The sequence below is a fragment of the Chryseobacterium aquifrigidense genome, from assembly GCF_006716485.1.
Taxonomy (GTDB): domain Bacteria; phylum Bacteroidota; class Bacteroidia; order Flavobacteriales; family Weeksellaceae; genus Chryseobacterium; species Chryseobacterium vietnamense.
Window position 1 is genome coordinate 471450 of the sequence record NZ_VFPD01000002.1, and the last position, 13091, is coordinate 484540.

The window sequence follows — 13091 nt, forward strand, 5'->3', positions numbered from 1 at the left end:
AAGTCCCTTTCAATAAATAAAGTGCTAACTTTATTAAAAATAAATATTTATGGAATCTAATATCATTTTCAACAAAGATTTTGATGCGCCCAGCACGTATGTCATGAAGATTTATAAGGCTGATGTTTCAACAGTGTGGAAGTATTTTACAGAAGCCAGATTATTGGATCAATGGTGGGGACCCAAGCCATGGAAGTGTGAAACAGTAAGCCAGGATTTCAAAGAAGGAGGGATCTGGATGTATACCATGGTAGGACCAAATGGTGAAAAAGGACCAATGTATGCTCAAACTCAATATGGAGAAATTACAGAACACAGAAGTCTTGACTGGATGAGTGCATTCTGTGATGAAAAAGGGAATGTCAACGAAGATTTTCCAAGATCTAAATGGCTGATTGGCTTTACCGGAGTGGAGGAAGGAACTAAAGTAACGATCAATATCCATTACCATTCTCCTGAAATTATGAGAAAGCTCATGGACATGGGATTTGAAGAAGGATTTAAAATGGGCCTTAATCAATTGGAAGAATTGATTGGATAAATGTGAATATGTAAAAATAATCGGTTATAAAAAAGAGGATTTTCCATTGGAAAATCCTCTTTTATTTATTGACAGGAATTAATTTCCTGCTTCCATCTTCCCGCTTTTACAAAAGCTCCTCCTCCTGAAAGTATTGGATAATTGCTTTTTTCATCAGCAATGTCTGCTCATTAGGCTTTAATTCCGGAAGTTCTTCCAGGCTTTCAAACTGCGGCCATCCGTCTTCATAGTGTGTAAATTTATAATATCCAAAAGGCTCAAGCAGTCTGCAGACTGCAATATGAATCAGGTTTACCTTGTCTTCTTTTGTATATTTTTGCTGGCCGCTTCCCAGCTCCTGAAGCCCTATCAGAAATAAAAGGGTTTCAATGGGTGGGTTTTTCTCCGTCTGGAAATTGTCTTCAAAGAATTGTTCTATTTTTTTCCAGTATTCAGCTTCGTTGATCATTCTTTTTGATTTTCTAATTTTAATAAAAACGCGAATTCCAACGCATCTTCCTTCAGAGATTCAAATCTTCCGCTTGCCCCTCCATGTCCGGAGCTCATATCAGTTTTGAAAACTAAAATATTATCGTCAGTTTTTAATTCTCTCAGTTTTGCCGTCCACTTTGCAGGTTCCCAGTACTGCACCTGAGAATCGTGGAATCCTGTAGTGATCAGCATATGAGGGTAGTCTTTAGCTTCTACATTATCGTAAGGAGAGTAGTCTTTCATATAATGATAATATTCCTCGTCATTTGGATTTCCCCATTCATCATATTCTCCGGTTGTCAAAGGAATCGTATCATCCAACATTGTTGTAACAACATCTACAAAAGGTACCTGTGCCACAATTCCGTTGAATAACAGAGGTTCATAATTGACCACAGCACCTACCAACAAACCGCCTGCGCTTCCTCCCATTGCATACATATGCTTTGAGGAAGTATAATTTTCTTTGATCAGATATTTCCCTGCGTCAATAAAATCAAAGAATGTATTTTTTTTGAACAACATTTTTCCATCTTCATACCATTCTCTTCCCAAATATTCACCACCACGAATGTGAGCAATAGCATAGATAAAACCTCTGTCCAGGATGGATAGTCTTACATTCGAAAAGCTGGCATCAACAGTATGTCCATAACTTCCGTATCCATACAGAAGAAGAGGAGTGTCAGGTGATTTTTTAGTGTCTTTATGATATACCAGGGAAATAGGAACTTTTGTCTTTCCATCTCTTGAATCTGCCCAGATTCTCTCTGAAATATAATTTTCAGGAGCAAACTTTCCACCCAAAACTTCCTGTTGTTTCAGAAGCTTTGTAGTCTTATCCTTCATGTTATATTCATAGGTGGAGCTTGGTTGTGTAAGAGAGGTGTAACCGTAACGTAAAATCTCTGTATCAAATTCCAGATTAATCCCGATATAGGCTGTATAAGTAGGGTCGGAAAAAGGTAAGTAGTAAGATTCCTGGGTTTTCTCATCAATGATTTTGATCTGAAGCAGTCCTCTTTCTCTTTCTTCCAACACCAGATAATCTTTAAAGATTTCAAAACCTTCCAGTAAAACTTCAGCACGGTGTGGAATGACATCAATCCAGTTTTCCATACTGCAGTTATCAATCTTTGTTTTTACAATCTTGAAATTGATCGCATCATCAGCATTCGTAATGATATAAAACTCATCTTCATAATGCTCTACAGAATATTCAAGATCATCTATTCTTGGCTGGATCACTTTCCATTCTGCAAATACATCATCAGACGGGATAAAGCGGTGTTCATCAGAAATAGTGCTTGAGCTGGCAATGAAAATATACTCTAACGATTTTGTCTTAAATACATTAACATCAAAAGTCTCATCCTCTTCATGGAAAATCAGAACATCATCTGCTGAATCTGTCCCAAGTTGATGTCTGTACACCTGAAATGCACGAAGGCTTTTATCTTTTCTGATGTAAAAAATATGCTGGTTGTCATTTGCCCAGACAGCTTTTCCTGTAGTATTAGGAATGGTGTCTGGCAAAATTTCTCCTGTCTTTAAGTTTTTAAAATTCAGGGTATAAATTCTTCTACCTACATCATCCGAAGAAAAAGAAGCCAGTTTGTTACTTGGGCTTACTGCTACACTTCCTACTTCAAAAAACTCTTTGCCCTCTGCCAGGATATTAACGTCAAGTACAATTTCCTCTTCGTTATCCAGGCTTTTATACTTTCTGCAGAAAATAGGATATTCTTTGCCTTCCTCATAACGCACAATATACCAATACTCATTAAAGAAATAAGGCAGAGACTCGTCATCTTTTTTATAGCGGGCTTTCATCTCTTCGAAAAGCTCTTCCTGAAGAGCTTCTGTATCTTTCATGATGAATTCCTCGTAGGCATTTTCCTCCTCAATATATTTGATAACTTCAGGGTTTTCCCTTTCATTCAACCAAAAGTAATTATCGGTTCTTTTATCACCGTGTTTTTCTAGTATTTTTTCAATTTTTTTTGCCTGTGGAGCTTTCATCCGGGGTATTTTTATTTTTTTTAATTGAATACAATCTTATACTTTTTCCTCTGAAAGTAAGTAATTTAAGCAAAAACCAATTCAATATTAATTTTTGTTCAAATTTAGGTAAAAAAAAACCATCTTTCCTTTATTGAAAAGATGGTTGATGGTATTTTTATAATTAAAGCCTATTTGTGAAGTGCTTTAATATACTTTTCAAGGGCCATTGTCATAGAAGGAGTTTCCTTCGTAGGTGCCATTAAATCTACTTTTAATCCTGCTTCTTCTGCAGCTGCCAAAGTCGTGTTTCCGAAAACTCCGATCTTGGTTTCATCCTGCTTGAAATCCGGAAAATTCTGTTGTAGAGATTTGATTCCCTGCGGACTGAAGAAAATCAGCATGTCATAATCTTTGACATTGATATCTGTAAGATCGCTGCATACGGTACGGTACATAATTGCTCTTGTCCAGTCTACATTAGATGCATCCATGGTTTTTACAATATCCGGACTCAAAACATCTGAAGATGGCAACAGATATTTTTCAGTTGGAAACTTTTTGAAAAGAGGAAGCAGGTCTGAGAAGTTCTTCTCCCCAAAGCTGATTTTTCTTTTTCTGTACACGATGTGCTTTTGAAGATAGTTGGCAATTGCTTCCGACTGGCAGATGTATCTCATCGTATCCGGAACAGCAAAACGCAATTCCTCTGCTAGTCTGAAGTAATGGTCAATCGCATTTTTACTGGTAAAAATAATACCGGTATACTGCGTCAGATCTATTTTCTGTGTTCTGAGCTCTTTATTGTCAACCCCTTCGACGTGGATAAATGGACGGAAATCAATCTTTATTTTTTCCTTCTTCGCTATATCCAGATATGGAGAAGACTCACTAGGCGCTGGTTGAGAAACCAATATAGACTTTATTCTCATCATTGACTTTTATTAAAAAAATAACAACTTCCAAAGCAATAATAATGGTGCGATTTGGAGGGTGCAAATATACAAAAATTTATAATACCATTTTTCAGGAAGAATCTTGTTCTTGTGAAATAAATAGAAAAATACTTTGAAAATGAATACAAAAGCAAAGAAACCGAAATAATACAGAAACATTTTATTTCTGTCTATCGGGAAGTAATAATGGGCTACACAAAGAATTATTAACAAAAATGAAAGGATGAAATAAAACTTTGTGGAGGTAAAATAAAAAATAGTCCATTTTTTTCCATCCCCAATACTTTGGTAAAATAAAAATCCCAATGCTGACTTTATTAAATAAAAAAGCAGCACTGCCAGCAATGTATATCCAAATTTATTAAGCTGATATCCCAAAAGCTGAAGATCAGCAATGTATTTCGGTACAATAGGAACGTACTGTGAAATTAATACAGATAGGGTAAGGGTCATTACACAGGACGTGATGATCCAGCTGGGAAGGTTGTTGCTTGCATCAAAATATTTCTGAAGCAGAAAATCTTTAAGACTGGCATCCCTTTCTATGACGTTCATCATAAAAACATATAAAAATATACAGCCCACAAGGATAAAGATTACCCAATCATTATTCTCAGGTATTCTTACGTGATTGATGAAGTGTTGTGATGATGGCAAAATTTAATTTTTTTTATTTATTATTTAACTTCAGATAACACAGCCCGGCACAGATTTTCCTGTCACCAGATCCATGAATTTGCAGTTAAAATATTTGCTCTCATCGATTTTACGTATTGTTCAGATCTGTTGAATAAAAGTTTCTGTTTCATCCGCTTAATCCCCGAGAAATATTTTTGCAAAATTATAGATTATTTTGTATAAAATAAAAAGGTTAAATAAACTATCTTTGCAAACTGAAATGAAAAAACTCGTCATCATCCCAACATATAACGAAAAGGAAAATATTGAAAATATTATTTCCGCAGTTTTTGCATTGGAGGACGACTTTCATATCCTGGTAGTAGATGATTCTTCTCCTGATGGAACAGCAGAAATCGTAAAGGAATTGCAGAAAAAGCATCCACATTATTTACATCTGTCAATAAGACATGTGAAAGATGGGTTGGGAAAGGCATATATTCATGGGTTTAAATGGGCCATTGAAAACAAATATGATTATATTTTTGAGATGGATGCCGATTTTTCACACAATCCTAACGATCTGCCAAAACTTTTTGAAGCATGTAAAAATGCAGATATGGCCATTGGTTCCCGTTACTCAAAAGGAGTGAATGTTGTGAACTGGCCTATGGGAAGAGTGCTGCTTTCTTATTTTGCCTCAAAATATGTAAGGTTTGTATTAGGGCTTCCAATTCATGATACCACTGCAGGATTTGTATGTTTTTCAAGAAAAGTATTGGAAGAAATAGGATTAGATAATGTAAAATTAAAAGGATATGGATTTCAGATTGAAATGAAATTCAGAGCTTTTAAAAAAGGTTTCAGAATTGTAGAAGTACCTATTATATTTACCAACAGAATTTTAGGAGAAAGCAAAATGAATGGAGGAATTATCCATGAAGCTGTTTTTGGAGTGCTGAACTTAAAATGGAAATCAATCATCAACAGATTATAAAACTGATGAAAAAGTTACTCTTTATTTTCGTTTTGTTGGGCTTGTTTTCGTGCGGCGATTATATTGATAAGCCTAAAAATCTAATCGATAAAGATAAGATGGCAGAAATCATTGCTGATCTTGCAATTAACGATCAGGCTATCTTTATCTATCCTGACAAAAATATGGAAGCAGGTACAAGAGCTGTTCTGAAATCACATAAGGTAAAGCCTGATGATTTTGTAGGCAGTTTCAAATACTATGTGATTAAAGAAGAAATGGATGGGATCACCAATGATGCTCAGGAAATATTGCTGAAAAGAGATCCCAAAGCAGATAAATATGTAAAGGAGAGACTGAAACAGAATGGTGTTGCAATGCCTGTAGTAAGGTAAAATCAGACTGAAAGTTTCTGTCCCATAAAATCACTGAAAAAAACAGTGCATTTAAAAAAGTATAGAGATGAAATTTTTTAATATAGAAAAAACCTCTGAAGGAAAAGCAAGAGCAGGGGAAATTACCACAGATCACGGGAAGATTCAAACTCCTATTTTTATGCCTGTGGGAACTGTTGCAAGTGTGAAAACAGTTCATCAGAGAGAATTAAAAGAAGACATTAAGGCTCAGATTATTCTGGGAAATACTTATCACCTATACCTTCGTCCGGGCATGGAAACGATGCAGGATGCAGGTGGTTTACACAAATTCATGAACTGGGACCTTCCTATTCTTACCGATTCAGGAGGCTTTCAGGTGTTTTCACTGGCGAGTAACAGAAAAATGACAGAAGAAGGTGCGAGATTTAAATCTCATATCGACGGAAGTTATCATATGTTCTCTCCGGAAAGATCAATGGAGATTCAAAGACAGATCGGAGCTGACATTTTCATGGCTTTCGATGAATGTACTCCTTATCCATGTGATTACAACCAGGCAAAATCATCCATGGAGCTTACCCACCGTTGGCTGAAAAGATGTATTGACTGGACGAGTGATAATCCTGAATTATATGGACATAAACAAAGACTTTTCCCGATTGTTCAGGGATCTACTTATTCTGACCTTAGAAAAATTTCTGCAGAAGTAATTTCTGAAGCAGGAGCAGAAGGAAATGCTATCGGAGGACTTTCCGTTGGAGAGCCAGAAGAAGAAATGTACAGAATCACTGATGAAGTGACAGATATCCTTCCGAAAGAAAAACCAAGATACCTGATGGGAGTGGGAACTCCATGGAATATCCTTGAATCTATCGGACTGGGAATTGATATGATGGATTGCGTAATGCCAACAAGAAATGCAAGAAATGCAATGCTTTTCACCTGGCAAGGCGTGATGAACCTTAAAAACGAAAAATGGAAACGCGATTTTTCGCCTTTGGATGAATTTGGAACCAGTTTTGTAGATCGTGAATATTCAAAAGCGTATCTTCGTCACCTGTTTGTATCTAAAGAATATCTGGCAAAACAGATTGCGTCGATTCATAATCTTGCCTTCTATCTTGATTTGGTAAAAGTAGCCAGAGAACACATTATGGCAGGAGATTTTTACGAATGGAAAAACTCTGTGGTACCGGTTCTTAGACAAAGACTGTAAAAGAATATGCTTAAAATTGTAGACAGATATATCATTAAAAAATACCTTGGAACTTTCAGTTTCATGTTGGTATTATTGTCTATAGTCGTATTGGTAATCGATGTTCAGCAGAAAATCCCAAGGATAGAAAATGCCAAGGCTATTGATCCGAAACTGGATCTGACGTATTTTCTTATTCATTTCTATCCCTTCTGGATCATCAATCTTGTGGTGACCTTCCTTTCTATTCTGGTATTTATATCGGTAATTTATTTTACCTCCAGAATGGCAAATAATACTGAAATTGTGGCCATTATAAGTAGTGGTGCCAGTTTCCACAGATTTTCCAAGCCCTATCTGTTTACCTCTATTTTTATTGGATTGATTGCCCTTGTGGTATACCATATGGTTCTTCCATGGGCCAATATCAAGAAAAATGAATTGGAAGCATATACGTATAATGCGGCCAATAAAGAAAAGATTTTAGGAACAGCTCCCGCTTCTTCACAGCTGAGTAAAACGGAATATATTTTCGTTGATTCATGGAATAAAAGAGAAAAAAGAGGATCAAGTTTTGTCTACCAGAAATATGATAAAGACAGAAAAATGGTCTATGAACTTAAAGCAAGTGAAGTGTATTGGGATAAAGCCAAAAAACAGTTTGTTTTAAACAACTACCTGGAAAAAACAATCAATAAAGACAATACCGAAAAACTCGGTAACGGAATAGAATTAAGGAAAAATTACGGTCACTCACCGGAAGAACTTTTTCCTAACGAGCTTTTGGGACAAAATAAAACCACTCCTGAACTTTTGAAATTCATCGAAAGAGAAAAAGAAAGAGGAAACAGTAACCTGAACTCGTATCTGAATGAACTTCACCAGAGAACCTCAATGCCTGTTTCAATCATTATTCTGACATTCCTGGCGCTTTCCCTGTCATCACAAAAGAAAAGAGGAGGATTGGGTGTAAACCTTGCCATAGGTATTTCATTGGCCTTTATTTTCGTGTTTTCGTTTGAAGCCTTAAAAGTGGTTTCGGAAAATAAAAGTTTGTCTCCGGCTGTAGCCATGTGGCTGCCCAATATGGTGTTTTTACCGCTTACGCTTTATCTTTATATCAAAAGAGCCAATCAATAAAGTAGTTTTACTTCTTTGTGATAAAAGGAATGCATTCCGTCTTCCAGTTCGATCCAGAGTTCACCCTTTTCATCTGCGTGTCGGATGATGCCATTTTGTCGCTCTTTTTCAATTTCAAAAACTGATATCTGGTCCTTTCTGAAAAGGTTTTTATTAAATCCATCCAGAATTTCCTGATCAGAAGGTAGATTCTTAAGCTTTTCACACAAATACTCATGAAGGTTTAAAGCGAGTTCTTCCAGGTCAAACTGTATCCCTGTCTGTGTCAGAAGTGATCCCGCATTGGATATTTCGTCAAAATTTTCCTGCAGGATGTTGATTCCGGCTCCAATAATGAAATAATTATTTTGATTAATTTTTTTCTTTTCTATTAAAATTCCAACGATTTTTTTACCTTTAAGGATAATATCATTCGGCCATTTGATTTTTACCTCAGAGTCAGACAATTTGGCAAGGAAATCCCGGATCACCATTGCGGTATAATAATTGAATATAAAGTCGGAGCACAGGATGTTCTGAGTATTCATTGCCAGCGTATAAGCCAGATTTTTTCCGGCAGTCTGAGTCCAGATATTTCCATACTGACCACGGCCTTTAGTTTGATTAAAAGTATGAAGTCCTATAAAATCTGAATCTCCGTAAAGTAAAAACTTTGATATTTCGTCATTAGTAGAAGAACATTCTTTCAGGTAGAAGAGTTGGCTCATTTAAGAAAACTTTAAGAGATTAAGAGGGTAAAAGTAAGGGTAAAGTAAAGAAAAAACAATAAATTTGCAGATTATAGTATTTTTTTAATGAATAAAACAGCAGAAAAACAAGCGTTAATAGATAAAATCGTTGAAGCTATCCAGGATGTAAAAGGAGAAGACATTATGATCTTTGACCTTTCAAACATCGAAAACTCCGTAGCAGAAACGTTCGTAATATGTAGTGGAAACTCAAATACACAGGTAGCTGCATTGGCAGGAAGTGTAGAGAAGAAAGTAAGAAACGAACTTCAGGACAGACCTTGGCACGTAGAAGGTACTGAAAATGCAATGTGGGTATTGGTGGATTACGTTTCAGTGGTCGTTCATATTTTCCAAAAACAGGTACGTGAGTACTACGATATAGAAGAACTTTGGGGTGACGCAGTGATTACCAGAATTGAAAATGAATAATAAAAATTTTAAAAAGTCTAAATGAATAATAAAGGATTCAACTGGTTCTTTCCTATTGCAATCGTAGCTCTTTTGCTATTCTTTGGCTCCAATTTCCTTGGAGGTGATGCAGCAAAATCTATTGATGAAGATGGTTTCTTTAGAGAAATGCAGGCGGGCAAAGTCCAGAATATAATTATATACAAAGACATAGAGAAAGCTGATGTTTTCCTAACAAAAGAAGCAAAATCGGCAATGGTTTCCAAAGCCGGAAAAGAAAACAACCCACTTTCTGCCTTCGAAATGGCTCCTAAAGCAGATTTTTCTGTGAAATATGGAGACCTTCAACTTTTCCTTCAGAAATTTGAACAGGTCAAAGCCAGCAATCCGGTTATTAAAACAACCAAAGATTACGGTACAGGTAAAAGCGCATTAATGGATATTTTAATTCCTGCGCTGGTTTGGATTTCAATCTTAGGATTATTCTACTTCCTACTTTTCAGAAAGATGGGCGGTGGCGGAGGTCCTGGCGGACAGATTTTCTCAATCGGGAAATCTAAAGCAAAGCTTTTTGACGAAAAAGAAAGAATTCAGGTAACATTCAAAGATGTTGCAGGATTGGAAGGAGCTAAAGAAGAAGTTCAGGAAGTAGTAGACTTCTTGAAGAACTCTGAAAAATATACAAAACTGGGAGGTAAAATTCCTAAAGGTGTCCTTTTAGTAGGCCCTCCGGGAACTGGTAAAACCCTATTGGCGAAAGCTGTTGCAGGGGAAGCTAAAGTTCCGTTTTTCTCACTTTCAGGTTCTGATTTCGTTGAAATGTTTGTAGGAGTAGGAGCTTCCAGAGTAAGAGACCTTTTTGCTCAGGCTAAAGCAAAATCTCCGGCGATTATTTTCATTGATGAGATAGATGCTATCGGACGTGCAAGAGGAAAAAATAATTTCTCCGGCGGAAATGACGAAAGAGAAAACACCCTGAATCAGCTTCTTACTGAAATGGATGGTTTCGGAACAGATACCAATGTTATCGTAATGGCTGCAACCAACAGAGCAGATATCCTTGATAAAGCTTTGATGAGAGCAGGACGTTTTGACCGTTCTATCTATGTAGACCTTCCGGAACTTCACGAAAGAAGACAAATCTTTGATGTTCACTTGAAAAAGATCAAGCTGGATGATAATGTAGACAGAGAGTTTCTTGCAAAACAGACTCCCGGATTCAGTGGGGCGGATATTGCCAACGTTTGTAACGAAGCAGCACTGATCGCAGCAAGAAATAATCATACTTCTGTAACAAAGCAGGATTTCCTTGATGCTGTAGACAGAATCATTGGTGGTCTTGAAAAGAAAAATAAAGCAATTAAGCCTTCTGAAAAAAGAAGAGTGGCTTACCATGAAGCAGGACACGCTACCATCTCATGGTTGGTAGAACATGCATCCCCGCTTTTAAAAGTAACGATCGTTCCGAGAGGACGTTCATTAGGAGCAGCATGGTACCTTCCGGAAGAAAGACAGCTTACCACTACTGAACAGATGTTGGACGAAATGTGTGCAACATTAGGAGGTAGAGCAGCAGAGCAGGTAATATTCAACAATATTTCTACAGGAGCACTTTCTGACCTGGAAACTGTGACGAAGAGAGCTCAGGCAATGGTAACAATCTACGGACTAAGCCCGAATATCGGTAACATTTCTTACTATGACAGCTCTGGCCAGTCTGAGTATAATTTTGGAAAACCCTATTCTGAAGAAACTGCTACAAAAATTGATGCAGAGATCAAATCAATCATCGAAAATCAATATGAGAGAGCGGTAAGAATTCTTGATGAGAATAAGGATAAACTTGATGCTCTGGCAAGTAAATTGTTGGAAAAAGAAGTGATCTTCCGTGAAGACTTAGAAGAAATCTTCGGAAAAAGAGCATGGGATCCTGAACTGACAGAGAAGCCTGTAACCAATACTATTCCTGAGAAAGATCAGCCAATGGTAGAGGAAACACCTCAGATCAAAGAAAAAGAAGAAGAAAGCGAAATACAGGCTCCCGAAAGCCCAACACAGCTTTAAGACTCTTAAAAATAAAATTATTAAAACCTGACAACTGCAAAATTGTCAGGTTTTTTCATATTTAAGGAGATATTTTGGACACTATTGTAATTTATTTTCTATTTTTGTATAAAGTTGACTAAAAATAGATTAAGTTGAATTTATTCAAGAGGATTGTAAGCAAACTTACCAACCAGCCTGAAGAAGAGGACAAACAGAGCCTGGAGAAGCTTGGGGATTCGCTGAAAAATGCGGATCTTGACTATAAGTTTGCGCAATTATTTACGCATTCGGGGGGATTTTTTAATTATTGTGCAGATGAAGCGGAAGCTCTACAAACTTTAAATCAAATTATCAAAATTGAAGGGATCCACAATCTTTTTTGTTGGGACAAAGAACTTCAGAACTTTTTGAACGTTGTGAAGACTACTTATACTTCAGAGCTACAACCGTCTAATGACGCCGCATTCATCACCTGTGAATACCTGATCGCCTATGATGGCAGAATCATGCTTTCACATAATAATATTCTTCATTATCATTCTTCAAGGCTTCCCGACAGAATTATCATTATTGCCAATGTTTCTCAGATTGTAAACAACCTGAATGATGCTATGGGGAAAATAAAAAGAAACGGAAATATCAAGAACCTTACTTCCATAAGCGGAAGCCAATCAAAAATGGACAGTTCTTCCAATTCCAATACAAAACTGTTTTTATTGCTGCTTGAAGATTAAGCAACCACTTCTAAATTTTAAATTTTGGACAAAAATCTCATTCAAAGAACCGTATCAGGTATCGTTTATGTAGCTATCATTATTCTTTGTTCTACTCCGCTGGGAGCACAGCTGCTGAACAATATTGCACCTGGCCTGATTAAGCAACAGTATCTTTATCATGGATTAATGAGTCTGCTGCTGATTGTAGGAACCTGGGAATGTGTCAAAATCATGAAGTTTGGAAACGGCTATGAAAAATGGGTAGTATATCCATTGGTCATTTTTATTTTCTATATGTTTTCCAAAAGATATTTTAATCACGATTTCTTTTTTGATTTCAGACTTAGCGAAATACTGGCACTGGCTTTAATTGGGATTGCTGTGGTTACTTTATTCAAATATCCCAACGAATTATACTTCGACAGCGGAAAACTTATTTTTACCGTGATCTACGTGGCCCTGCCATTTAGTTTTGCATTGGGATTACCAAAGTTCTCCAGCTACAGTGATAGTTTCTCTTTGGAGGTTCTGTTTCTGTTTATCCTGATCTGGAGTAGCGATACCTTTGCCTATCTGGTTGGAAAGTTCTTCGGGAAACATAAAATGGCGCCTAAAATTTCGCCTAAAAAAACTTGGGAAGGGTATGCCGGAGGTGTTGTTTTAACATTGGTTTTATCCTACTTTATTGAACACTATCAACCTGAGCTGAGAGGCAACTGGATGGTTGTAGGATTTTTGATTGCAGCCTTTGCTCCTTTAGGAGATCTGGTGGAGAGTCAATTGAAGAGAAACTTCGGTGTAAAGGACAGTGGAAACATCATTCCCGGGCATGGAGGAGTTTTAGACAGACTGGATAGTTTTATTATCTGCGTTCCTGTCGTATATTTGTACTTTATTTTAGAAAAATTTATTTAG

At 36.7% G+C, this 13091-nt stretch carries 14 protein-coding genes; 9 read left to right on the forward strand and 5 right to left on the reverse strand.

Going from position 1 to position 13091, the window contains the following annotated elements; genetic code table 11:
• Positions 1-49: 49 nt before the first annotated feature.
• Complete coding sequence (locus FB551_RS17200) at positions 50-541, forward strand: SRPBCC family protein (protein ID WP_047427148.1); 492 nt, start codon at positions 50-52, stop codon at positions 539-541.
• A 106-nt stretch (positions 542-647) separates the two neighbouring features.
• On the opposite strand, the gene FB551_RS17205 is transcribed toward FB551_RS17200, so the two are convergent.
• The 4 genes from FB551_RS17205 to FB551_RS17220 all read right to left on the reverse strand — a co-directional run bounded on the left by FB551_RS17205 (position 648) and on the right by FB551_RS17220 (position 4626).
• Positions 648-989 (reverse strand): hypothetical protein, encoded by a 342-nt coding sequence (locus tag FB551_RS17205; RefSeq protein WP_047427150.1) that lies wholly within the window; start codon positions 987-989, stop codon positions 648-650.
• Positions 986-3034, reverse strand: coding sequence for a S9 family peptidase (locus tag FB551_RS17210; RefSeq protein WP_142018374.1), 2049 nt, complete (start codon positions 3032-3034; stop codon positions 986-988). Before FB551_RS17210 ends, FB551_RS17205 begins: the two co-directional genes overlap by 4 nt.
• A gap of 170 nt (positions 3035-3204) precedes the next feature.
• Positions 3205-3945 carry a uroporphyrinogen-III synthase gene (locus FB551_RS17215; RefSeq protein WP_034691594.1) on the reverse strand — a complete coding sequence of 247 codons (741 nt, stop codon included), beginning with the start codon at positions 3943-3945 and terminating at the stop codon, positions 3205-3207.
• 12 nt (positions 3946-3957) lie between these two features.
• Positions 3958-4626 (reverse strand): DUF4271 domain-containing protein, encoded by a 669-nt coding sequence (locus tag FB551_RS17220; RefSeq protein WP_082001898.1) that lies wholly within the window; start codon positions 4624-4626, stop codon positions 3958-3960.
• 241 nt (positions 4627-4867) lie between these two features.
• Between FB551_RS17220 and FB551_RS17225 the strand changes: the two genes are divergently transcribed.
• The 4 genes from FB551_RS17225 (at position 4868) to FB551_RS17240 (ending at position 8275) form a co-directional block, all read left to right on the forward strand.
• Entirely contained in the window at positions 4868-5584 is a 717-nt protein-coding gene (locus FB551_RS17225; RefSeq protein ID WP_034691591.1) for a polyprenol monophosphomannose synthase, read from the forward strand.
• Between the two features lie 5 nt (positions 5585-5589).
• Positions 5590-5958, forward strand: coding sequence for a DUF4296 domain-containing protein (locus tag FB551_RS17230; RefSeq protein WP_226798725.1), 369 nt, complete (start codon positions 5590-5592; stop codon positions 5956-5958).
• A gap of 67 nt (positions 5959-6025) precedes the next feature.
• On the forward strand, positions 6026-7156 hold the full coding sequence (gene tgt, locus FB551_RS17235; protein WP_142018376.1) for a tRNA guanosine(34) transglycosylase Tgt: 1131 nt from the start codon (positions 6026-6028) through the stop codon (positions 7154-7156).
• A gap of 6 nt (positions 7157-7162) precedes the next feature.
• A complete protein-coding gene (locus tag FB551_RS17240; protein ID WP_047427160.1) occupies positions 7163-8275 on the forward strand; it encodes an LptF/LptG family permease in 1113 nt (370 codons plus the stop codon).
• Here FB551_RS17240 and FB551_RS17245 read toward each other — a convergent pair.
• Positions 8269-8982: a biotin--[acetyl-CoA-carboxylase] ligase gene (locus tag FB551_RS17245; protein WP_142018377.1), complete on the reverse strand. Its 714-nt coding sequence runs from the start codon at positions 8980-8982 to the stop codon at positions 8269-8271. The genes FB551_RS17240 and FB551_RS17245 overlap by 7 nt on opposite strands.
• An 87-nt stretch (positions 8983-9069) precedes the next feature.
• Between FB551_RS17245 and rsfS the strand changes: the two genes are divergently transcribed.
• The 4 genes from rsfS (at position 9070) to FB551_RS17265 (ending at position 13091) form a co-directional block, all read left to right on the forward strand.
• Positions 9070-9435, forward strand: coding sequence for a ribosome silencing factor (gene rsfS / locus FB551_RS17250; protein WP_047097448.1), 366 nt, complete (start codon positions 9070-9072; stop codon positions 9433-9435).
• Positions 9436-9456: 21 nt separating this feature from the next.
• Positions 9457-11478, forward strand: coding sequence for an ATP-dependent zinc metalloprotease FtsH (gene ftsH / locus FB551_RS17255; protein WP_047427166.1), 2022 nt, complete (start codon positions 9457-9459; stop codon positions 11476-11478).
• Positions 11479-11612: 134 nt separating this feature from the next.
• Positions 11613-12194 carry an LUD domain-containing protein gene (locus FB551_RS17260; protein WP_047427169.1) on the forward strand — a complete coding sequence of 194 codons (582 nt, stop codon included), beginning with the start codon at positions 11613-11615 and terminating at the stop codon, positions 12192-12194.
• A 24-nt stretch (positions 12195-12218) separates the two neighbouring features.
• Complete coding sequence (locus FB551_RS17265; RefSeq protein ID WP_047427173.1) at positions 12219-13091, forward strand: phosphatidate cytidylyltransferase; 873 nt, start codon at positions 12219-12221, stop codon at positions 13089-13091.